The organism is Nocardiopsis sp. KDC1DS13DA1, assembly GCF_055632325.1.
On the sequence record NZ_JBVMUY010000004.1, the window covers coordinates 1 to 22,645 of the forward strand.

The window sequence follows — 22,645 nt, forward strand, 5'->3', positions numbered from 1 at the left end:
TTGGTCCTCCGCTGCGCTTCGGACCGGGTTCGGGTGTCCTCAGGGCAGGGGTGCTTCCTTCTCGGCGTCGCCTGTCGCTCGTGCCTCGCTCGGCGGCTCGCCTCGTCGTGCAGCACCCTGCCGACGCCCGAACCACCGGTCAACGTGGGCCCGGACGGAGCGCACGTGCTCGGGGCCGGTGCGACAGCACCCGCCCACGAGCACGGCGCCTGCCTCGCACCAGGTGACGGCGGCGGCACCGAACTCCTCGGCGTCGCTCGTGCCGGTCCAGCGCCGCCGAGCCGCGTCCCACACCTCACCCGAGTTGGGATAGGCGACCGCGGGCAGCCCGGCGGCCGCGACGGCGCCCACCAACGACGGGACGAACCGGGGTGCGGTGCAGTTGACCCCGACCGCCACCAGCCGTCCCGCCGAGTGGCACGGAGCGAGTTCGGCGGCGACCTCCGCCAGCGGCGTGCCGTCGCTGATCCGCGCCCCGTCCACGCACGAGAAGCTCATCCACGCGGCCACGTCCGGAGTCTCGGCCAGCAGCCGCGCCAGGGCGCGGGCCTCGGCCAGCGACGGGACCGTCTCACACGCCACCAGGTCGGCTCCCGCGCCGGTGAGCAGCTCCCACCGTTCGCGGTGCCACGCCACGAGCCCGTCCTCGTCCAGGTCGTAGTTCCCGGTGTACTCCGAACCGTCCGCCCGCGCCGCCCCGTAGGGTCCCACCCCCGCCGCGACCAGCCCCGCCCCGAACGCGTCCCGGGCCTGGCGCGCCAGCTCCACGGACCGTACGACCAGTTCCCGGGCCCGGGCCCGGTCGACCCCCCGTGCCGTGAACGCCGCCACGGTCGCCTGGTACCCGGCGGCGATCGCCACGTCCGCGCCCGCCTCGAAGTAGTCCGTGTGGACCCGGCGCACCAGGTCCGGGTCCTCCGCCAACAGCCGGGCCGACCACAGTGCGTCGCCCAGGTCGCACCCGTAGGACTCCAGCCTGGTCGCGAGTCCTCCGTCGAGGACCAGCGGCCGCTCACCCGGCACGATCCGGACCATGGTCTCCCTCCCGCCCCCGTGTGATCCACCGTACCGAGCGGCCGCGCCCCGTCCTCCCGGGCGCACCCCGCGTAACCTGGGGGAAACGCCGGCGCGGGAAACCGTGCCACGCGCAGCGTGGAAATTACCGAGCGGTCGTCCACAGCCGTTAACCTCCACTCGTGCCACCGGTAATGCGACCTGAACACACCCAACTCCGTCCGCTGTCCGCCCTCGCGACGCTGCTCGGGCCGGACACCACACTGCTGCGCCCGGATCCCGGCGCCGACGACACCGCCGAGGTGCCCGGCGAGGAGGTGCACGTCCGCGGCATCACCCACGACTCACGCCAGGTACGCCCGGGCGACCTCTACGCCGCCCTGCCCGGTACGCGCGCCCACGGCGCCGACTTCTCCGCGCAGGTCGCCGAGGCGGGAGCCGCAGCGATCCTCACCGACGCCGCCGGAGCCGAGCGGGCGTCGGCCACCGGACTGCCGGTGGTCGTCGTCCCGGACGCGCGGGCCGCGCTCGGGACCGCGGCCGGATGGGTCTTCGGCGACCCCGCCCGGGACCTCCTGCTGATCGGGACCACCGGCACCAGCGGCAAGACGACCATCACCTACCTGGTCGAGTCGGGCCTGCGCCAGGCCGGGATGAGCACCGGCCTGGTCGGCACCGTCGAGATGCGGGTCGGCGACGAGCGCGTCGCCTCCTCCCTCACCACCCCCGAGGCCACCGACCTGCACGGTCTGTTCGCGGTCATGCGCGAACGCGGCGTCACCGCCGCCGCCATGGAGGTCTCCAGCCACGCCCTCGCCCTGGGCCGGGTCGGCGGCACCCGCTACGACGTCGCCATCTTCACCAACCTCTCCCAGGACCACCTGGACTTCCACACCGACCTGCGCGACTACTTCGACACCAAGGCGCGCCTGTTCACGCCCGGGTACTGCGACATCGCCGTCGTCAACACCGACGACCGCTTCGGCCGCGCGCTCGTGGACATGGTGCGCGGGGACGGCGCCGTGCCCGTCACCACCTTCGCGGTGGACGGCTTCTCCGACGCGGCCCCCGAGGCGGGCGGTATGGCGGCCGACTGGCGTGCCGTGGACGTGCGCCTGGGTGCCACCGGCAGCACCTTCCGCATCGTCGGCCCCGGGGGTATGGAGGCCGACGCCTCGGTCTCCCTTCCCGGGCCGTTCAACGTGTCCAACGCCATGGCCGCCATCGTCGGCCTGGTCGAGGCCGGGCTGCCCCTGGAGACCGCGATCGCCGGGGTGGCCGCCGCGCCCGGCGTGCCCGGCCGCATGGAGCCCGTCGTCGTCCACGACGTGCCGGGTGTGGTCCAGGACTTCACCGCGATCGTCGACTACTCGCACAAGCCCGGTGCGATCGAGGCGGTCCTGACCGCCCTGCGCACCACCACCCGCGGGCGGCTGACCATGGTCGTCGGCTGCGGGGGCGACCGCGACCGGGCCAAACGCCCGCTCATGGGTGAGGCCGCCGCGCGCCTGGCCGACCACCTGGTCATCACCAACGACAACCCGCGCACCGAGGACCCCGTCACCATCGCCACCGCGATGCTGGAGGGCGTGGCCAAGGTGCCCGAGGACGCGCGGGCGCGCGTCACCGTCGAGCTCGACCGGGCCGAGGCCATCCGCCTGGCGGTGGCCGGGGCCGGTTCCGGGGACGTGATCGTCGTCGCGGGCAAGGGCCACGAGACGGGCCAGTACGTCAAGGGCGAGGTCCTGCCCTTCGACGACCGCGAGGTCCTGCGTGCGGCGTTGGGGGAGCGGCTCAGCGTCAGTGCCCGCGAGCGCCTGGGGGTCGCCCTCCAGGACATCCACAGGGCCCCTGACGAGGGCTGACGAAGCCACACGCCCGGACGTGACCGTTCGGGCGAGCCCGGGGCGGGGCCGTGCCAGCGCCCCGGGCGCGCCCGCGGCCACGCGCCGTACCGGAGCCCGGACCTGCGCGGCGGTACGGTCACGAAGTGGCGCATATTGTTCTACACGGGCCCCGACAGGACCTCAGACACCTCAACATGTTCTAAGGTAGGTCCGGCAATCGCAGCCCGGAAGCGTGCCGCCCATGGTGGCTCCCACGGCAGTGGCGTGTGCCGACCCCGTGGTGAGGCCCGCGCGCCGTCGCGCGCACGGCATCCGCGGTGCCATCCCCTGACCTGAACTCCGGCCGGGTGGCCAAGCGCCCCTGCGGCGCCGTGAGCCGGGCCTGACATGAGGAGTGGATTTGATCGCGCTCACGCTCGATCGGATCGCTGAGATCACCCAGACCGCCATCGGCGGATCAGCGCGCCCCGACACCGTCGTGGACGGCCCTGTCGTCATCGACTCGCGCCAGGCCGCGCCGGGAGCGCTCTTCGTCGCCCTGACCGGCGAACGCGTGGACGGGCACGACTTCGCGGTCGCGGCCGTCGAGGCGGGGGCGGCGGCCGTTCTGGCGTCCCGCCCCGTCGACGCGCCCCACCTGCTGGTGGACGGCGGCGACGACGAGGTCGTGGCGGCGTTGACGCGACTGGCCGCCCACGTGGCCCGGGAGCTCGGCGACCCCCGTCGGGGAGCGGACACCACCGACGTCATCGGGGTCACCGGATCCTCCGGCAAGACCACCACCAAGGACCTCATCGCCCAGGTCGTCTCCCGGCACGGCACCACGGTCGCCACCGCCGGATCCTTCAACAACGAGATCGGCCACCCGCTCACGGTGCTGCGGGCCGGAACGGACACGCGCCACCTCGTCCTGGAGGCCGGAGCGCGCGGGATCGGGCACATCGCCCACCTGTGCGGCGTGGCGCCGCCGCGCATCGGCGTGGTGCTCAACGTCGGCAGCGCGCACATGGGCGAGTTCGGCGACCGCGACGCGATCGCCCGGGCCAAGGGCGAACTGGTCGAGGCGCTCCCGCCCGGCACACGGCGGCGCGGCGGAGGGGGCGTGGCGGTCCTCAACGCGGACGACCCGAGGGTGAGCGCGATGGCCGCGCGCACCGCGGCGCGCGTGGTCACCTACGGCCTCGCCGAGGACGCGGACGTACGCGCCACCGACGTGGTCATGGAGTCGACCGGGACCCCCTCCTTCACGCTTCACCTGGGCGGCGGGTCCGTCCGGGTGCGGTTGGCGCTCGTGGGCGCCCACCAGGTGCACAACGCGTTGGCGACGGCCGCGGTCGCCGACGAGCTCGGCATGGACATCGGGGCGGTCGCCGACGCCCTGGGAGCGGCGACCCCGGTGAGCCGGTGGCGCATGGAGGTCACCGAGTACGGCGGCGCCACGCTCGTCAACGACGCCTACAACGCCAACCCCGAGTCCATGCGCGCGGCCCTGTCCACCCTGGACTCCCTCGCGAGCGGACGCCGCTCCATCGCCGTGCTCGCGCACATGGCCGAGCTCGGCGAGGACGGGCACGCGGAGCACGAGCGGGTGGGCGAGCTCGCCGCCCGGACCGGCGTGGCCCACCTGATCGTGGTCGGGGAGCAGGCCGAGGGGATCGCCGTCGGAGCCGAACGCGCCGCCAGAGAGGGCCGGTGGCGCGGCGAGGCCGTCCGGGTGCCCGACGCCGGGGCCGCGGCCTCGGCGGTGCGCGAGCGGATGCGCACAGGAGACGTCGTCATTGTGAAGGGATCGCGGGTGGCAGCGCTCGAAAGGGTTATCGACCTCATCACCAAGGGTGATGTCCAGTGATCGGCATCTCCATCGCGGCGGCGATCTCGCTCATCGTCTCCATGGCGCTGATGCCGCCGCTGATCAAGCTCCTGTACCGGTTCAAGTTCGGCCAGGAGGTCCGCGACGACGGACCCGAGGGCCACAAGACCAAGCAGGGCACGCCCACGATGGGCGGCATCGTCATCATCCTCGGCGCGGTCGTGGGCTACTTCGGTTCGCACCTGGTGCTGTGGCTGGTCCAGCCCGGCGCGAGCGGACCCACCGCCTCCGGCCTGCTGGTGATGTTCGTCTTCGTCGGCATGGGATGCGTCGGTTTCCTCGACGACTTCATCAAGATCTACAAGCGCCGCAGCCTGGGCCTGCGCAGCGGCGCCAAGATGGTCGGCCAGGCCATCGTCGGTGTCGGCTTCGCCTACGGGGTCACCCAGTTCCCCAACGGCTACGGGTACACGCCGGCGGCCCCCAGCCTGTCGTTCCTGCGCGACTTCGGCCCCGCGCTCATGCTGCCCCTGTTCATCCTGTGGGCGCTGTTCCTCATCGTCGGCTTCTCCAACGCGGTCAACCTCACCGACGGCCTCGACGGCCTGGCCACCGGCGCGACGATCCTGTCCCTGGTCGCCTACGTCATCATCGGCAACTGGCAGCTGCGCCAGTCCTGCGTGTCCTACCTGGCCACCAACTGCTACACGGTCCGCGACCCCCTGGACCTGGCCGTGGTCGCCTCCGCCGTCCTGGGTTCCTGCATCGCCTTCCTGTGGTTCAACGCCCCGCCCGCCAAGATCTTCATGGGCGACACCGGCTCGCTGGCCCTGGGCGGTCTGATCGTCGGCCTGGCCATCACCACCCGCACCCAGCTCCTGCTGCTGCTCATCGGCGGTCTGTTCGTCATCATCACCATGTCCGTGATGATCCAGATCAGCTCGTTCCGCCTGACCGGCAAACGGGTCTTCCGGATGGCCCCGCTCCAGCACCACTTCGAGCTCAAGGGATGGGCCGAGACGACCATCGTGATCCGCTTCTGGATCATCCAGGGTCTGTTCGTGGCGATCGCCATCGGACTGTTCTACCTGGAATGGATGCCAAGGTAGAGGCATGCCGTACCACGAGAACCCCGACACCGCGCCCACCCTCTCCGGGCGCACGGTCTGCGTCGCCGGGCTCGGCGTCTCCGGTCCCCCCGTGGCCCGGGCGCTCCTGGCGCGCGGCGCCCGCGTGGTCGTCGTCGACGGCCGCGACGACGACACCACCCGCCCGGTGGCGGCCGAACTGACCGCCGCCGGCGCCGAGGTCGTCCTGGGGGACACCCCGCTGCCCCAGGGGTGCGACCTGGTCGTCACCTCACCCGGATGGCGCCCCGACTCCCCGCTGCTGGTCCGCGCGGCCGAGGCGGGGATCGAGGTGATCGGCGACGTGGAACTGGCCTGGCGGCTCAAGCCCGCCGACCAGGTCTGGCTGGCCGTCACCGGCACCAACGGCAAGACCACGACGGTGCGGATGCTGGAGGCCATGCTGCGCGCCGACGGCCGCGACGCGCTGGCCGTGGGCAACGTCGGCACACCGATCATCGACGCGGTCCTGCCCGACGCCGACGGTCGCGTCCGCGACGTCCTGGCGGTCGAGTTGTCCAGCTTCCAGCTGCACTGGTCCTCCACCGTCCGGCCGCACGCCGCCACCGTGCTCAACGTCGCACCCGACCACCTGGACTGGCACGGGGGGCTCACCGCCTACGCCCGCGCCAAGGGCCGGGTCTTCGCGCGCGGCACCGTGCGCGTGGTCAACACCGCCGACCCCTGGTCGGTCCGCCTGGCCGAGGAGGACGGCGACCCGCACACGCCCCTGGTGGGGCTGCGCCTGGACACCCCCAAGGCGGGGGAGCTGGGCGTGGTCGAGGACCTGCTGGTGGACCGGGCGTTCGTCGCCGAGCCGCACAGCAGCGCCGAGGAGCTCGCCACCCTCGCCGACGTGCGCCCCGCCGCTCCGCACAACGTGGCCAACGCCCTGGCCGCCGCTGCGCTGGCCCGCTCGATCGGTGTGGCCCCGGAGTCGGTGCGGGCCGGGCTGGTCGCGTTCGTCCCCGAGCCGCACCGCATCGCGTACGTGGCCACGGTGGACGGAGTCGACTACGTCAACGACTCCAAGGCCACCAACCCGCACGCGGCGGCGGCCTCGCTCAGCGCCTACCGCTCGGTGGTGTGGATCGCGGGCGGCCTGCTCAAGGGCGCTGAGGTCGACGAACTCGTGGCCATGGCCGCCGACCGGCTGCGCGCAGCGGTGCTCATCGGCGCCGACCGCGCCCGGCTGCGCGAGGCCCTGGCCGAGCACGCGCCCGACGTCCCGGTGGTGGAGGTCGAGGGCCCGGCCGAGGACGCCCCCGAGGGGCACACGGTCATGGACGCGGTGGTGGCCGCCGCCGCGGACCTGGCCGCGGAGGGCGACACGGTGCTCCTGGCACCCGCCGCCGCCTCCATGGACATGTTCACCAACTACCCCGAACGGGGCCGGTTCTTCGCCGAGGCGGTCCAGCGGCGACGTTGAGTGTCGTATTGGCGACCGTGTGTGACCGACACCGGCGCGGGCGTCCACGATGTGCTCGGTACCACCCCTCCGGCCGTCAAAGATAGCCAACACGCGGGAAATGTCCGCGGTTCCGCACCCACCCGTGCGCCAGTATTGAGGCGCGAATCGTGCGGAGGGTGCGGATGGCGGCGACGACAACGGTCCCAGGGGTGACCCGACCCCGGGGACGCGCGGCGACCGGTGGGCGTGAACGGGCGCTCTGGCGTGAGTGGGCCCGGTCCCTCGACCGTCCGCTCACCTCCTACTACCTGGTCCTGGGCACCGGCGTGATGCTCATCGCGCTGGGCCTGGTCATGGTGCTGTCGTCGACGATGGTCAACTCGATCACCGAGACCGGGTCGGCCTTCTCGATGTTCCAGCGCCAGATGGTGTCGGCGTGCATCGGCCTGCCGCTCATGCTGCTCGCCTCCCACCTGCCGCAGTGGGTGCTGCGCATCGCGGGCTACCCGGCGATGATCGTGTCCGTGGCCCTGCTCCTGCTCACCACGTTCCAGGGCACCGAGGTCAACGGTGCCATGCGCTGGATCGAGGTCGGCGGCCTGAGCATCCAGCCCTCCGAGCCGGCCAAGCTCGCCTTCGCCCTGTGGGGCGCCAACGTGCTCGCGCGCAAGGAGGAGCTGCGGGAGCTCACCGAGTGGCGGCACCTGCTCTTCCCGCTGCTGCCCGGCGTCGGGCTGCTCGCACTGCTCGTGCTGCTGGGCTCGGACCTGTCCACCACGCTGGTCCTGTTGCTCGTCTTCCTGGCCATGCTGTGGGTGGTCGGTGCGCCCGGACGGCTGTTCGTGGCCATGTTCGGACTGGTGCTGGGGCTGGCGGTGATCGTCATCGCGATCGAGCCGTACCGCATCACCCGCGTCACCGCCTTCCTCGACCCCGGCTCCGACCCCACCGGGAACGGCTTCCAGTCGCTGCACGGGCTGTACGCGCTGGGCACCGGCGGGGTGTTCGGCGTCGGCATCGGGGCCAGCAGGGAGAAGTGGGGCTTCCTGCCGTTCGCGGAGTCGGACTTCATCTTCGCGATCATCGGTGAGGAGTTCGGCCTCATCGGCACGCTCGTGGTCATCTCCCTGTTCGGTGTGCTGGGGTACGCCGGACTGCGGGTGGCCCGCAGGGTCGACGAGCCCTTCGCCCGCCTGGCCGCCATCGCGATGGTCGCCTGGATCCTCGGCCAGGCGATGATCAACATCGCCGCGGTCATCGGTCTCGTCCCCGTCACCGGGATCCCGCTGCCCCTCGTCTCCTACGGCGGTTCTGCGCTCATTCCGACCATGATGGCCCTCGGTGTCCTGCTCGCCCTGGCCAAGGCCGAACCCCAGGCGAGGAAGGCCCTGGCGGCCAGGGGTCCCAGTCGGGCCCAAAGGGCTCTAAGCTGGCTGGGCCTGGAAAATGTCGGTGCCGCGGTGCACAAGCGGAGTGGTACCGCGGTCCCCAGGCGCTCCACCGCAGCGCGCGGCCCCCGGACGGCGGGCCCCCGTGGTGGCAGGACGAAGGCCAAGCACAGGAGCGGACCGGTCCCGGCGGGTGACCGGCCAAGGAGGAATCGGCGACGATGAGGGTAGCCCTAGCCGGAGGCGGCACGGCCGGGCATATCGAGCCCGCACTCTCCCTTGCCGACGCGCTGCGGCGTGTCGATCCCAGCACGGAGATCCTCTGTCTGGGTACCGAACGGGGGCTGGAGACCAGGCTGGTCCCCATGCGCGGTTACGAGCTCGGCCTGATCCCCGCGGTTCCCCTGCCGCGCAAGCTCACCCCCAAGCTGCTCACGGTTCCGGGCAAACTCGCCGGTGCGCTCAGCGCCGCGGGAGAACAGCTCGACCGGCTCCAGGCCGACGTCATCGTCGGTTTCGGCGGCTACGTGGCCACCCCCGGCTACCTGGCCGCGCGGCGTCGGCGGATCCCGATCGTCGTGCACGAGGCCAACCCGCTTCCCGGCCTGGCCAACCGCCTGGGGGCGCGGCTGACCCCGCACGTGTACACCGGGCACCCGCACACCCAGATCCGCAACGGCCGCTTCGTGGGCATCCCCCTGCGCGAGCAGATCACCAGACTGGACCGGCTGGCCATGGGGGACCGTGCCCGCTCCTACTTCGGTCTGCGCCACGACCTGCCCACCCTCCTGATCTTCGGCGGTTCCCAGGGTGCCCAGCGCATCAACGAGACCGCCTTCGCCGCCGCCCCCCACTTCAGGGACCACGGTGTCCAGGTCCTGCACGTCGTCGGCCCCAAGAACGCCGAGGAGCCCCAGGACCTGACCCAGGACGGCATCCCCTACGTCGCGGTGCCCTACGTGGACCGGATGGACATGGCCTACGCCGCGGCCGACATGGCGATGTGCCGCTCCGGGGCGATGACCTGCGCCGAACTCACCGCCGTCGGCCTGCCCGGCGCCTTCGTTCCGCTGGCCATCGGCAACGGTGAGCAGGCCCTGAACGCCGAGCCGATCGTGCAGGCGGGCGGCGGCCTCATGGTGCACAACGCCGACATCTCCGTCGAGTGGATCACCAGCCGGCTCATCCCGGTGCTCACCGACACCGACCGGGTCGTGACCATGTCCGAGGCGGCCGCGCGGATGGGCCGCAGGGACGCGGACACGGAGCTGGCCCGCGAGGTCATGGCGATCGCCCGCGGCGACAAACCCACCCCCGAGCTGCCCGTCGACGACGGTGACGGCGACGAGGTCTTCTACGACGACGGGAAGGACTCCCGATGAGTCTTGTTCCTCCCACCGACCCGGTCCCCGTGGACAAGCTCGGTCGTACCCACTTCATCGGCCTGGGCGGGGCCGGGATGTCCGGCATCGCCCGGGTCCTGCTCCAGTCCGGGGTCGAGGTTTCGGGCAGCGACGCCCGTGACAGCGAGACCCTCCGCGAGCTGGCCGAGATGGGCGCGAAGACGCACGTCGGCCACGCGGCCGAACACCTGGGCGCCGCCGAGACACTCGTCGTCTCCTCCGCCATCCGCGAGGACAACCCCGAACTGGCCGAGGCCCGCCGCCGCGGCCTGCGGATCCTGCCGAGGGCCGCCGCCCTGGGCGCGCTCCTGCTCGGCCGCGAGGGCGTCGCCGTCTCCGGCACACACGGCAAGACCACCACCACGTCCATGGTCACCGTCGTGCTCCAGCACCTGGGCGCCGACCCCGGGTACGTGATCGGCGGCAAGCTGGTCACCACCGGTCTGGGCGCCGACGCGGGAATCGGCCCGGCCATCGCGGTGGAGGCCGACGAGAGCGACGGCTCCTTCCTCATGCTCTCCCCGAAGATCGCCGTGGTCACCAACGTCGAGGCCGACCACCTGGACAACTACAGCGGCATCGACGAGATCCACGCCAACTTCGCCGCCTTCGTCGACCGGGTCGAGCGCACCCTGATCGTCGGCGTCGACGACCCGGGCGCCCGCAGGGTCGCCGAGACCGCCCGTGAGCGCGGCAAGCGCGTCGTGACCTACGGGGAGGCGGACGACGCCGACTACCGGATCACCCGGACGGTCGCGCGCGGCTTCACCACCGAGTTCACGATCGAGACCGCCGACGGCGGTCCCATCGACGGCACCCTGGCGGTTCCGGGCCGGCACAACGTGCTCAACGCGGCGGCCGCGCTCGTGGTGGCCGACGAACTCGGCCACGACCTGGAGGTCGCGGTGGAGGGCATCGCCGACTTCGCCGGCGCCGCGCGCCGCTTCGAGCTCAAGGGGGAGGCGGACGGCGTGGCGGTCTACGACAGCTACGCCCACCACCCCACGGAGATCGAGGCCGACCTGCGCGCCACCAGGGCCGCCCTGGAGTCCGTGGCCGACGAGGCGGTCGCGCAGGGTCTGCCCCCGGGCCGGGTCGTCGCCCTCTTCCAGCCGCACCTGTACAGCCGTACCCGCTTCTTCGCCGACGAGTTCGCCGCCGCGCTCAGCCTCGCCGACGAGGTCGTCGTCATGGAGGTCTACGCCGCCCGTGAGGACCCCGAGCCCGGAGTGACCGGTGAGCTGATCACCTCCAGGGTCGACCACGACCGTGTGTGGTACGTGCCCGGCAGGGACGAGGTCGTGCGCCGCGTGGCCGAACTCGCCCGCCCCGGTGACATCGTGCTCACCATGGGCGCGGGTGACGTCACCGAGCTGGGACCGCGGATCGTGGAGGCCCGTGCCGAGGCCGCGGAGGACGTGGACACCGCGCCGTAGGCGCCGTGTGAGGGCGGTGGCGGGCGACACGGGCCGAAGCGGTGCGCAGGTCCGAGGCGAGCAGGGGGAGACACGTGAGCGCTGACCGGGACGGGGCCAAGGCCGACACGAAACCGGCCCCGAGGTCGGGAACGAGGGCGCGCGGGAAGTCCGACCCCTGGAAGCTCGCCTTCGTGGCGCTGCTGGTGGTCGCCCTGGTCTGCGTGGTCACCTGGGTGCTCCTGGGCTCCCGGCTGCTCGTGGTGCGCGAGGTCTCCGTCACCGGCCTGGACCGGGTCTCGGCGGAGGAGGTCGTGGCGGCCGTCGACGTGCCCACCGGTACGCCGCTGATCCGCGTCGACCTGGGGAGCGGCGCGAAGCGGGCGGAGTCCGTCGAGCTGGTGGAGTCGGCGACGCTGACGCGCGGCTGGCCCGCCACCCTCCGTGTGGAGGTGGTCGAGCGGCAACCGCTGCTGGCGGTCCGGGCCGGGGACGAGTACCGCCTCGTGGACGGGGACGGCGTGCGCATCGAGGACTCGCCGACGCGCCCGGGGACCCATCCGGTGGTGCGTGTCACCGGGGAGGTGGAGGGTAACGAGGCGGTCCGGGCGGCGGCGGACATCGTCGAGCGCGCACCGGACTCGCTCCTGGCGCAGATCCAGCTCATCGACGCCACGGAGACCGGCGAGATCACCCTCGACCTCGGGGACGGCTCCCTGGTGGAGTGGGGCGACCCCTCCGGCACGGCCGACAAGAGCGCCGTGCTGCGGGCGCTCATGCGGGAGCACCCCCCGCAGGACGGCCGGGTCTACGACGTGAGCGTTCCGGATCTGGCCATCGTTCGGTGAAGCCTCACCCAGCGCGAGGAAAAGGAACGGCAGGGTGGTCCCCGCCAGTCGGGGACGTGTCGCGGGCCACCCTGCGGGACGCCTGACCCACCGGCGCGGACATTCCAGACGCGACGCGCCGAGTGCGCACATCGCTTCCCCGTGTTATACGCGGTTAGGCTGATCCCAGCACGGTTGCCCGTACCCGGCAGTCCGCTTACTGTCGGGAAGCACAACCACCGTCAAGAACGTAGCAAAACACGCTTTTGGGGGTACGCAGGAACCGTTCTCATCCGTCCACGAGGCGGAGGGCGCCGGCCGGTCGGCCGGACGCGGAACGGGATCAGGTGGCCCCGGGTCCCCTGGCACCGGCGTCGTCGACGCCGCGGTGCGGGGAACCCGAAACGCACATGGAGTAAACCGGATGCCGAACCCGAGGCGTCTCCGGCGGCCAGGCCCCGGACACGGTGAGGGAACGGCTCATGCGAGCGGAAAGGCCCCTCGTCGTGGCAGCACCGCAGAACTACCTCGCGGTCATCAAAGTCGTCGGCATCGGCGGCGGCGGTGTCAACGCCGTCAACCGAATGATCGAAGAGGGGCTCAAGGGCGTCGAGTTCATCGCCATCAATACCGACGCCCAGGCGCTGCTGATGAGTGACGCCGACGTCAAACTCGACGTCGGCCGTGAGCTCACCCGCGGTCTGGGAGCCGGAGCCAACCCCGACGTCGGCCGCAAGGCCGCCGAGGATCACCGGGAGGAGATCGAGGAGGTCCTCAAGGGGGCCGACATGGTCTTCGTGACGGCCGGCGAGGGCGGTGGGACGGGCACCGGAGGGGCGCCCGTCGTCGCCAACATCGCCCGCTCCCTCGGAGCGCTCACCATCGGTGTGGTCACCCGTCCCTTCGGCTTCGAGGGCAAGCGGCGCGCCACCCAGGCCGAGTCGGGAATAGCGATGCTCCGTGAGGAGGTCGACACACTCATCGTGATTCCCAACGACCGGCTGCTGTCCATCTCCGACCGCCAGGTCAGCGTGCTGGACGCCTTCAAGGCGGCCGACCAGGTCCTGCTCTCGGGTGTTCAGGGCATCACCGACCTCATCACCACCCCCGGCCTGATCAACCTGGACTTCGCGGACGTGAAGTCGGTCATGCAGGGTGCCGGGTCCGCGCTCATGGGCATCGGATCGGCGCGCGGGGACGATCGCGCGGTCGCGGCGGCGGAGATGGCGATCTCGTCACCACTCCTGGAGGCGAGTATCGACGGGGCGCACGGCGTCCTGCTGTCCATCCAGGGCGGCTCCGATCTGGGCCTGTTCGAGATCAACGAGGCCGCGCAGCTGGTGGCCAACTCGGCCGCGCCCGAGGCCAACATCATCTTCGGCGCCGTCATCGACGACGCGCTCGGCGACGAGGTGCGCGTCACCGTGATCGCCGCGGGCTTCGACGAACCCGAGGTGACCGGTCCCGTGGTGCGGGAGCGTCGCCCCGTGGACCCTCCTGAGGCCGCCGCCCCGAAGGCGATCCCCGAGTCCGGACCGGAGGCGCCCAGGGAGCGGGCGTCGTCCGTGGCGGACACGGGCGGGGCGACGGCCAGCGCCATGCCGTGGGCCGCTCCGACGCGTTCCGAGCCGACCGGCGCCCCGGAGCAGACCCGCCCGCGGGTCCAGCCGGCCCAGCCGATCCAGCAGCACGCGGAGCCGGAGCGGTCGGCGCCGGTCGCGCCGGCCACCCCGTCCGTGCCGCCGACCGCGTCGGCACCGGTCGACCCGGAGCCGCGGCCGGAGACGCCGTCGCACGCCCCGACCTCACTCCCCGAGCCGCACGCCGAGCCCGTCGCCGACACGGCCCCCGCCCAGGAGCGGCCGGCCGTGCGGGACGAGGAGGAGCCCGTCGCGCGGGAGAACCGGAGCGGCCCCATCCACGCGGTCACCGACTCCACCGCCGAGCGGCGCGGCGAGGTGCCCACGCCCCGGCGCCGCGTCATCTTCGACGACCCCGACGACCTGGACATCCCGGAGTTCCTGAAGTAACGGGATCCAGTCCCGGTAGCATCTGTGTGCCGACGGCCCCGCCTCCGTGGCGGGGCCGTCGGCACGTGAGACGGGAGGGAAAGGACGGGGATGGGTAACGTCATCGACCTGGGTCGCGGTGTACGTGCGGCCGTGACCGAGCGGAGCGGTGGGATCAGCGCACCGCCCTACGACTCCCTCAACCTCGGGCTCGGCACGGGGGACGAGCGCGACGCGGTCCTGGCCAACCGGGAGACCGCCGCCCGGAACCTCGGCTTCGACGTGGACCGCGTCGTGTGGATGAACCAGGTGCACAGCGCCGACGTGCTCGTGGCCACCGCACCGGGGGGCGTGGGTACCTGCGACGGGGTGGTCACCACCCGCTCCGACCTGGTCCTGGCCTCGATGGCCGCCGACTGCCTGCCGGTCCTGGCCGCCGACGCCGAGGCCGGGGTGTTGGGCGCGGCCCACTCCGGTCGCCTCGGGACCGCGGCGGGCGTGGCCGCCAACCTGGTGGAGGCCATGGTCGCCCAGGGGGCCGACATCGGCCGCATCACCGTCTTCCTGGGCCCCACGATCTGCGGCAAGTGCTACGAGGTGCCCGAGCACGTGCGGGACGAGACCGCCCGGAACGTACCCGAGGCCGCCTGCGCCACCCGACAGGGCACCCCCGGGGTGGACATGCTCGCCGCCGTCACCGCCCAGCTGCGCCGCACCGGTGTCACCGACATCACCGCCGACGGCCGCTGCACCCTGGAGAGCCCCGAACTCTTCTCCCACCGCCGCCACGCCCCGACCGGACGGTTCGCCTCGTTCATCTGGCGCGACTGAGCTCCGGAACGGGGTCACCCGGTACCGTTGCCGAACCCGAACGGCGGACCGCCGGGTCGTACCCTGTGTCCGCGGTGGTGGAACCGGTCTGTCAGACCCGGAGCCACCGCGGTCCACCTCGAACAACTCGATTCACCCCGGTCCCGCGGGGGAACAGAAGGGAAACAGTGCCACACCCCGACCCCGCGCGCGTCGCCCAGGTCCGCGCGAACCTCGATGCCGCACGGGCCAGGATCGACGCCGCGTGCGCCAAGGCCGACCGCGACCCGGCCGAGGTGTCGCTGATCGCCGTCACCAAGACCTATCCGGCCAGTGACGTGCGCGTCCTCGCCTCCCTCGGCGTCACCGACGTCGGGGAGAACCGCGACCAGGAGGCCGCCCCGAAGGCCGCCGAGACCGCTGACCTGGACCTGACCTGGCACTTCGTCGGCCAGTTGCAGACCAACAAGGCCCGGTCGGTGGCCGGTTACGCCCACGTCGTCCACTCGGTGGACCGCGCACGCCTGGCCAGGGCCCTGGGTGAGCGCGCCGCGGCCGCCGCACGGCATCTGACCTGCATGATCCAGGTCAACCTCGACGCCGACTCCCAGGCGGGGGTGATCGGACCGCGCGGCGGTGTCGATCCGCGGGACGCGCTCGAACTGGCCGCCCGGATCGACGAGCACGAGGCGCTCACCCTCGGCGGTGTCATGGCGGTGGCCCCGCGCGGGGGCGACGCCTCCGCCGCCTTCGCCCGGTTGCGCGAGGTGTCCGAGCGCGTTCGCGACCGTCACCCGGGGGCCACGGCGATCTCGGCGGGGATGAGCCAGGACCTGGAGGCGGCCATCGCCCATGGTTCGACACACCTGCGGCTCGGCACGGCGTTGCTCGGCGACCGGGCGCCGATCGTGGGGTAATGTCCCCACATAGACCTTGGGGCCCGTCTGTGGAGTTCGCCCGAATGGGCGCTCCGCCCCCGCGATGGCGGTGAGGGACGGGTGAAGACGGAGGAGCTGGCTGCGGTGAAGGCCGCGGGGACGACGGAGGGTATGGGATGGCCGGCGCGATGCGCAAGATGGCGGTCTACCTCGGCCTCGTGGAGGACGACCGTTACGATCACCGCTATGCGGACGAATATGATGAGTTCGACGAATTCGACGAGGGGTCGGACGAGGGGCGCGGCGGCGACGCCGAAGCTCCGCGAGGCGAGGAAGCACGGGGCGACGCAGTGACGGACACCGACGACTACCTGGGTTCGGGCGACCGGCGCGGTGGCTCGACCACGGTGGCCTCCACTGCCGACCTCGCGCGGATCACGACGCTCCACCCCCGCACCTACAACGAGGCGCGTACCATCGGAGAGCACTTCCGGGAGGGCACGCCGGTGATCATGAACCTGACCGAGATGGTCGACAGTGACGCCAAGCGTCTTGTCGACTTCGCGGCTGGTCTGATCTTCGGTCTCCATGGCAGTATCGAGAGAGTCACCAACAAGGTGTTCCTGCTCTCTCCGGCGAACGTCGAGGTGACCGCCGAAGACAAGGCGCGGATTGCTGAGCGAGGGTTCTTCAATCAGAGCTAGACCATCACACCTGTCCAAAGATTGGGTCGGGGAACGACCGTGAGTATCGTCCTGTCAGTGCTGCTCATCGCGCTCCAGATCTTTCTCTTCGTGCTGATCGCGAGAGTGGTCCTGGAGATGGTGCAGTCCTTCTCCAGGACATGGCGCCCCACGGGGTTCGTGCTCGTGCTCGCTGAGATCGTGTACACGATCACCGACCCACCACTGAGGTTCCTGCGTCGGTTCATCAAGCCGGTGCGGCTGGGGAGTATCGCACTCGACCTGAGTGTGTTGATCCTCTTCATCGCCGTCTGGCTGCTGATGAACGTACTCGGGGGCCTCGCAGCTACGGTCGCGTAGGGATACACAGGGCAACGAGATACCCCTGATTCCGTTATGTGGTCTTGGTCATGATCTGGATTGCCGTAAGGTCACGATCAGGTAGCGTCCCTACGGACAGACTCCCAAGCGCGCCAAGGAGACGAAGATGCCGCTGACACCCGCGGACGTGCGGAACAAGCAGTTCAGTACCACCCGGCTCCGACCGGGATACGACGAAGAAGAGGTCGATGCCTTTCTCGACGAGGTCGAGTCTGAGCTGGACCGGCTGATCCAGGAGAACGAGGAGCTGCGCGGCAAGCTCGCCGAGTGTCTGCGCGGCAAGGTTCCCAACGCCGGTATGCAGGACTTCCAGCAGGAGGCTGCTCCCGAGCCCCAGCAGCACGTCGAGCAGATGCGCCCGGAGCCCGTCCAGCCGCCGCAGGCCGTCGAGGCCCCCCAGCCCCCGGCCCAGCCCGCCCAGATGTCGATGACCGGGGCGAACCTGGCCATGGGCGGCGAGGAGAACATGGACACGGCCGCCCGTGTCCTGGCTCTCGCCCAGCAGACCGCCGACCAGGCGATCTCCGACGCCCGCCGTGAGGCCGACGAGACGCTGGGCCGTGCCCGCCACGAGTCCGAGGACATCCTCGGCAAGGCGCGCCGCCAGGCCGACCAGATCATCGGTGAGGCCCGGGCCCGTTCCGAGAACCTCGACCGCGACGCCCAGGAGCGCCACCGCCAGGTCATGGGCAGCCTCGTGCAGCAGCGCGAGGAGCTGGAGCACAAGGTCAACGTCCTCAAGGACTTCGAGCGCGAGTACCGCAGCCGCCTGAAGGACTACTTCGAGCGTCAGCTGCGCGAGCTCAACGAGGAGGGCAAGTCCGGTGAGCCCAACCCGAACGCCACGGGTGGCTTCCAGACGATGGCTCCCCAGTCCGGCGGGGCCCCGTCGCTCCAGCAGCACGGTCCCGCGGGCAACCCGTTCGGGCAGCCCGAGCCCGCCCAGCACGGTGGTTTCCACCCGGGCGAGGCTCCGCACGAGCGCCGCTGACCTCGGCGGTATGCGGTTCCGAACAACTGAAGACTCCGGCTCAACGCGTGTAAAGGCCCTGGTCGACCCGTGATCCTTAGCATCATCGCAACCGTGGCGGTGCTGGCGGCCATCGCCGTCATCGTGGCTGCCCTGCTGTTCGCCGAGACGACCCTGGTGTACGTCGCACTCGGACTCGGCGCGGTCAGCGCCCTCCTACTGGTGGGGGCGATGATCCAGGGACGGTCCAGCGGGGGAGGATCGCAGCGGGAACGTTCCGGGACGGACGGTTTGGGGAAGTCGTCCGTCCCCGTGGCGCCCCCGGTCCAGTACGAACGGCCGGACGCTCCGGGCCGTGAACCCGCACCGGCGCCGGAGCCGGTGCGGGAGGCGAGCACGGCCCCGGAACCAGGTCCACGGGGCACACAGGTCGCCGAGGAACTCGGCGAGCCGGAGTTCGCACCTCTGCGCTGGGAGACGCCCGAGGTCGCCGCGCGGCCGACACCGGACACCGGGGCCGCGACCCCCGAGCACTCCGACGGGCCACCGCCCGCGGAGGAGGTCACCGCCGACGAGCCGGACGCGGAACAGGAGCGGGAGGCCCCGGGCGGACAGGTCCCCCCGGACGAGCCGGCCACGGATCACCGGCGGGAAGCCCCGGACGAGCAGGCCGAGACGCACGGCGACGAGACTGACCCCGAACCCCCCACCGACCAGGACACCCCCTCTCCCGAGACCGTCCCCGACTCCTCGGACGCCTCCGACGAGGCCGCCACCCCCGCCACCCCGTTCAGCTACCGGATCCCGAGCCTTCGGGAGACGGTCGACGCGGCGGCCGCGGACCCCGAGCCTTCGGCAGCCGACGCCGAGGAGCACGGGGAGCCCCGCCCCGAACCGGACGAGGACGTCGTCGCCGGGAAGGAGCCGGAACCGGCCACCGACACCGTTCCCGCGGACGTCCCGCAGGACACGGTTCCCAGGACCGTTCGCGGCGACCGGGCGGACGACGACGCGGAGTCGGCCCCCGCAGCCGACGACGACACACCCCCGGCCGCACTCTCCGCCGCCGACGAGGACACCGCCGACGACACCGGGAACGACGAGCCGACGACCTCCGCGGACACGGTCGACGACGTCGCGGCCACCGCCACCGCCACCGCCGCCGCTCCCGCGGACGCCCCGGACGCCCCCGACTCCGCCGCCGAGGACGAGCGGCCCGACCCGGTCCACTGACCCGGTCCCGGACACACGACGGGCGCCGCTCCACCATCAGGAGCGGCGCCCGTTCGCCTCGTCCCCTAGGCCCGGCGGAACCCGAAGGTCACACCGAACTCCTCGGAGGAGGCGGTGAACAGGTCCTCGCCCAGTTCACCGGAGACGAACGCGTCCGCCAGGACCTCGCCGGCGATCGCGTCCCCGTGCTCGGCCAGGGCCTGTTCGGTGGCCTCCTGCGACGCCGTCCACCACACGTGGATCCGGTCGGAGACCTCCAGGCCGCTGCGCTTGCGGGCGTCCTGGAGCATGCGGACCATCTCACGGGCCAGACCGGCGCGGCGCAGCTCCGGCGTGAGCTCCAGGTCCAGGGCGACGGTCTCCCCGGCCTCGGAGGCCACCGTCCAGCCCTCCCGGGGCTGCTCGGTGACCAGCAGCTCGTCGGCGCTGACCTCCACCGGCTCGTCCTCGACCCGCACCTGCGCCCAGCCGGTGTCGCGGACCCGGGCGACCAGCTCCGCCGGGTCGGCCGCCTGGATCGCCTTGGCCACCAGCGGTGTGCGTTTGGCGAACCGCTTGCCCAGGGCGCGGAAGTTCGGCTTGACGACGTAGTCCACCAGGTCGCCGCCCACGGAGGAGAGCGCGTCCAGCCGCTCGACGTTGAGCTCGTCGGAGATCTGGTCGCGCAGCTGGACCGGCAGTTCCGTGAACCCGGGCGCACCCACCAGAGCGCGGGCCAGCGGCTGGCGGGTGCGCACCGCCGAGTCGACCCGGGCCGACCGGCCCAGTTCGACGAGACGGCGGGTGAGGCCCATCTGCTCGGACAGCCCGGTGTCGATCAGGTCCTCGTCCACCGTCGGCCACGACGCCAGGTGCACCGAGTCGGGGGCGTCCGGTCGGCGCAGCGCCGACCACACGTGGTCGGTCAGGAACGGCACGATCGGCGCCATCAGCAGGGTCACCGTCTCCAGTGCCTCGAACAGCGTCGCGAACGCGGACGCGCCCTCCGGTGTGCTCGCCCCGCCCCAGAACCGGCGGCGGGAGCGGCGCACGTACCAGTTGGACACGTCGTCGACGAACGCGGTCAGGCGCCGCCCCGCCGTGGTGGTGTCGAAGGAGTCCATCGCCTCGGTGACGTCCCGGACGACCTCGTTGAGCTCCGACAGCAGCCAGCGGTCCAGCAGCGGGCGGTCCTTCGGAGCGGGGGCCTGCGCCAGCTTGGCGTGGTCCCAGCCCTCGCCGGCGTTGGCGTACAGGGTGAAGAAGGAGACCGTGCTGTAGTAGGTCAGCAGGACCTTGCGGACGATCTCCTCCAGCGCCGCGTGACCGACCCGCCGGGCCGTCCACGGTGACCCGCTGGCGAGCATGAACCAGCGCAGCGCGTCGGCGCCGTGCCGGTCCATGACCGGGATCGGCTCCATGACGTTGCCCAGGTGCTTGCTCATCTTGCGGCCGTCCTCGGCGAGGATGTGGCCGAGCACGACCACGTTCTCGAAGGAGTTGCGGCCGAACACCAGGGTGCTCACGGCCAGCAGCGAGTAGAACCACCCGCGCGTCTGGTCGATCGCCTCGGAGATGTACTGCGCCGGGAAGTTCTCCTCGAAGGTGCCGCCGTTGTGGTGCGGGGCGCCCCACTGGGCGAACGGCATCGATCCGGAGTCGAACCACGCGTCGATGACCTCCGGCACGCGGCGCGCCACCCGCTCCTCCTCGGGCAGCGAGGGGTCGGCGTCGGGGTCGGGGATGACGACGTCGTCGACGTGGGGGCGGTGCGGGTCCAGGTTGGACAGGTCCTGCCCGCTCAGGCGGCTCAGCTCGGCCAGGGAGCCGACGCAGATCTGGCGTCCGTCGGGGAACTCCCAGATCGGCAGCGGCGTGCCCCAGTAGCGGTTCCGGGAGAGCGCCCAGTCGACGTTGCCCCGCAGCCACTCGCCGAAGCGGCCCTCCTTGACGTTCTCCGGCACCCAGTTGGTGACGTCGTTCTGCGCGATGAGCTCGTCCTTGACCGCGGTCGTGCGGATGTACCAGGACGGGACCGCGTAGTACAGCAGCGCGGTGTGGCAGCGCCAGCAGTGCGGGTAGGAGTGCTCGTAGTCCTGGTGGCGGAAGAGCAGACCGCGGTCCTTCAGGTCGCGGACCAGCGTTTTGTCGGCCTCCTTGAAGAAGGCCCCGCCCACCAGTGCCAGGTCGCCCTCGAAGGTGCCGTCGGGACGCACCGGGTTGACCACGGGCAGGCCGTAGGCGCGGCAGGTGGTCATGTCGTCCGCACCGAAGGCCGGAGCCTGGTGGACCAGACCGGTACCGTCCTCGACGGTGACGTAGTCGGCGAGCAGGACGAAGTGCGCGGGCTCGTCGAAGGGCACGAGGTCGAAGGGGCGCTGGTAGGTCCAGCGCTCCATCTCGTCACCCTCGAAACGCTCGCCGGTCAGCTCCCAGCCCTCGCCCAGGACCTTCTCGAACAGGGGCTCGGCCACCACCAGGCGCTCGGTGCCGTCCGTGGCCACCACGTACGGCACGTCCGGGTGCACGGCCACGGCCGTGTTGGAGACCAGCGTCCACGGGGTCGTGGTCCACACCAGGAGGGAGGTCGGGTGCTCGGGCGCGGCCAACGGGCCGGAGGTCACCGGGAAGCGCACGTAGACGGACGGGTCGGTGACCGTCTCGTACCCCTGGGCGAGTTCGTGGTCGGACAGCGTCGTGCCGCACCGGGGGCAGTAGGGGCTGATCCGGTAGTCGCGGACCAGGAGCCCCTTCTCCCAGATCTGCTTGAGCGCCCACCACACGGACTCCACGTACCGGGGGTCCATCGTGCGGTAGGCGTCGTCCATGTTCACCCAGTAGCCCATGCGCTCGGTCATGGCGGTGAAGGCGTCCACGTTGCGCAGGACGGACTCGCGGCAGCGGTCGTTGAACTCGGCGATGCCGAAGCTCTCGATGTCCTTCTTGCCGGACAGGCCCAGTTCCTTCTCCACGGCGACCTCGACGGGCAGGCCGTGGCAGTCCCACCCGGCCTTACGGTCGACGTGGTAGCCGCGCATGGTGCGAAAGCGCGGGAAGACGTCCTTGAACGCCCGGGCCTCGACGTGGTGCACGCCGGGCTGGCCGTTGGCGGTGGGCGGTCCCTCGTAGAAGACCCAGTTGGGGCCGCCGCGGGTCTGGTCGAGCGAGCGCTGGAAGACGTTCTCCTTCGACCAGCGGCCGAGGATCTCGCGCTCCGTCGCGGGTAGGTCGATCTGCGCGGGCAGCTGGGGCAGCGCGCGGGATTCGGGCCGGGGGTCGTTGGCCACCGTCGTACCTTTCCATCAGGGGTGTGCCTGACGGAGGGACGAGGCTCGGGCCCCGCGGTACCACCCTCCTTGGAACCGCGGCCGATCCGCTGGGGGTCGGCGGGCGGGTCCCTCTTCGTTGCGCTGGTGCCGGTTCTACTGGGGAGCGCGGGGCTCCCGTTCCTCCGGCGGCT

At 71.8% G+C, this 22,645-nt stretch carries 17 protein-coding genes; 15 read left to right on the forward strand and 2 right to left on the reverse strand.

What is annotated here, in order from left to right:
• Nucleotides 1-39: 39 nt before the first annotated feature.
• The gene (mmuM, locus tag ACTVAJ_RS01835) at nt 40-1,035 is read right to left on the reverse strand and encodes a homocysteine S-methyltransferase (RefSeq protein WP_470386246.1); all 996 of its coding nucleotides are present in this window, start codon (nt 1,033-1,035) and stop codon (nt 40-42) included.
• A 173-nt stretch (nt 1,036-1,208) separates the two neighbouring features.
• On the opposite strand from mmuM, the gene ACTVAJ_RS01840 reads away from it, so the two are divergent.
• The 15 genes from ACTVAJ_RS01840 to ACTVAJ_RS01910 all read left to right on the forward strand — a co-directional run bounded on the left by ACTVAJ_RS01840 (nt 1,209) and on the right by ACTVAJ_RS01910 (nt 19,206).
• On the forward strand, nt 1,209-2,879 hold the full coding sequence (locus ACTVAJ_RS01840; RefSeq protein ID WP_470386247.1) for a UDP-N-acetylmuramoyl-L-alanyl-D-glutamate--2,6-diaminopimelate ligase: 1,671 nt from the start codon (nt 1,209-1,211) through the stop codon (nt 2,877-2,879).
• 382 nt (nt 2,880-3,261) lie between these two features.
• The gene (locus ACTVAJ_RS01845) at nt 3,262-4,710 is read left to right on the forward strand and encodes a UDP-N-acetylmuramoyl-tripeptide--D-alanyl-D-alanine ligase (protein ID WP_470386248.1); all 1,449 of its coding nucleotides are present in this window, start codon (nt 3,262-3,264) and stop codon (nt 4,708-4,710) included.
• The gene (gene mraY / locus ACTVAJ_RS01850) at nt 4,707-5,780 is read left to right on the forward strand and encodes a phospho-N-acetylmuramoyl-pentapeptide-transferase (RefSeq protein WP_470386249.1); all 1,074 of its coding nucleotides are present in this window, start codon (nt 4,707-4,709) and stop codon (nt 5,778-5,780) included. The genes ACTVAJ_RS01845 and mraY overlap by 4 nt, the downstream gene beginning before the upstream one ends.
• A gap of 4 nt (nt 5,781-5,784) precedes the next feature.
• Nucleotides 5,785-7,227, forward strand: coding sequence for a UDP-N-acetylmuramoyl-L-alanine--D-glutamate ligase (gene murD / locus ACTVAJ_RS01855; RefSeq protein WP_470386250.1), 1,443 nt, complete (start codon nt 5,785-5,787; stop codon nt 7,225-7,227).
• A gap of 164 nt (nt 7,228-7,391) precedes the next feature.
• Nucleotides 7,392-8,822 carry a putative lipid II flippase FtsW gene (ftsW, locus tag ACTVAJ_RS01860; protein WP_470386251.1) on the forward strand — a complete coding sequence of 477 codons (1,431 nt, stop codon included), beginning with the start codon at nt 7,392-7,394 and terminating at the stop codon, nt 8,820-8,822.
• Entirely contained in the window at nt 8,819-9,979 is a 1,161-nt protein-coding gene (gene murG, locus ACTVAJ_RS01865) for an undecaprenyldiphospho-muramoylpentapeptide beta-N-acetylglucosaminyltransferase (protein ID WP_470386252.1), read from the forward strand. Before ftsW ends, murG begins: the two co-directional genes overlap by 4 nt.
• Nucleotides 9,976-11,436, forward strand: coding sequence for a UDP-N-acetylmuramate--L-alanine ligase (murC, locus tag ACTVAJ_RS01870; protein ID WP_470386253.1), 1,461 nt, complete (start codon nt 9,976-9,978; stop codon nt 11,434-11,436). The genes murG and murC overlap by 4 nt, the downstream gene beginning before the upstream one ends.
• A 74-nt stretch (nt 11,437-11,510) precedes the next feature.
• Nucleotides 11,511-12,263, forward strand: a complete 753-nt coding sequence (locus ACTVAJ_RS01875) for a cell division protein FtsQ/DivIB (RefSeq protein WP_470386254.1) — start codon at nt 11,511-11,513, stop codon at nt 12,261-12,263.
• Between the two features lie 485 nt (nt 12,264-12,748).
• The gene (ftsZ, locus tag ACTVAJ_RS01880) at nt 12,749-14,272 is read left to right on the forward strand and encodes a cell division protein FtsZ (protein ID WP_470386583.1); all 1,524 of its coding nucleotides are present in this window, start codon (nt 12,749-12,751) and stop codon (nt 14,270-14,272) included.
• 90 nt (nt 14,273-14,362) lie between these two features.
• On the forward strand, nt 14,363-15,082 hold the full coding sequence (gene pgeF, locus ACTVAJ_RS01885) for a peptidoglycan editing factor PgeF (RefSeq protein ID WP_470386255.1): 720 nt from the start codon (nt 14,363-14,365) through the stop codon (nt 15,080-15,082).
• Nucleotides 15,083-15,249: 167 nt separating this feature from the next.
• Nucleotides 15,250-15,978 carry a YggS family pyridoxal phosphate-dependent enzyme gene (locus tag ACTVAJ_RS01890; RefSeq protein ID WP_470386256.1) on the forward strand — a complete coding sequence of 243 codons (729 nt, stop codon included), beginning with the start codon at nt 15,250-15,252 and terminating at the stop codon, nt 15,976-15,978.
• A 137-nt stretch (nt 15,979-16,115) separates the two neighbouring features.
• The gene (locus ACTVAJ_RS01895; RefSeq protein ID WP_470386257.1) at nt 16,116-16,643 is read left to right on the forward strand and encodes a cell division protein SepF; all 528 of its coding nucleotides are present in this window, start codon (nt 16,116-16,118) and stop codon (nt 16,641-16,643) included.
• A gap of 39 nt (nt 16,644-16,682) precedes the next feature.
• Complete coding sequence (locus ACTVAJ_RS01900; protein WP_017600236.1) at nt 16,683-16,982, forward strand: YggT family protein; 300 nt, start codon at nt 16,683-16,685, stop codon at nt 16,980-16,982.
• Nucleotides 16,983-17,109: 127 nt separating this feature from the next.
• Nucleotides 17,110-17,994, forward strand: a complete 885-nt coding sequence (locus tag ACTVAJ_RS01905; RefSeq protein WP_470386258.1) for a DivIVA domain-containing protein — start codon at nt 17,110-17,112, stop codon at nt 17,992-17,994.
• A gap of 69 nt (nt 17,995-18,063) precedes the next feature.
• Nucleotides 18,064-19,206 (forward strand): hypothetical protein, encoded by a 1,143-nt coding sequence (locus ACTVAJ_RS01910; protein WP_470386259.1) that lies wholly within the window; start codon nt 18,064-18,066, stop codon nt 19,204-19,206.
• A gap of 65 nt (nt 19,207-19,271) precedes the next feature.
• Here ACTVAJ_RS01910 and ileS read toward each other — a convergent pair whose 3' ends face one another.
• A complete protein-coding gene (gene ileS / locus ACTVAJ_RS01915) occupies nt 19,272-22,472 on the reverse strand; it encodes an isoleucine--tRNA ligase (protein WP_470386260.1) in 3,201 nt (1,066 codons plus the stop codon).
• Nucleotides 22,473-22,645 lie beyond the last annotated feature (173 nt).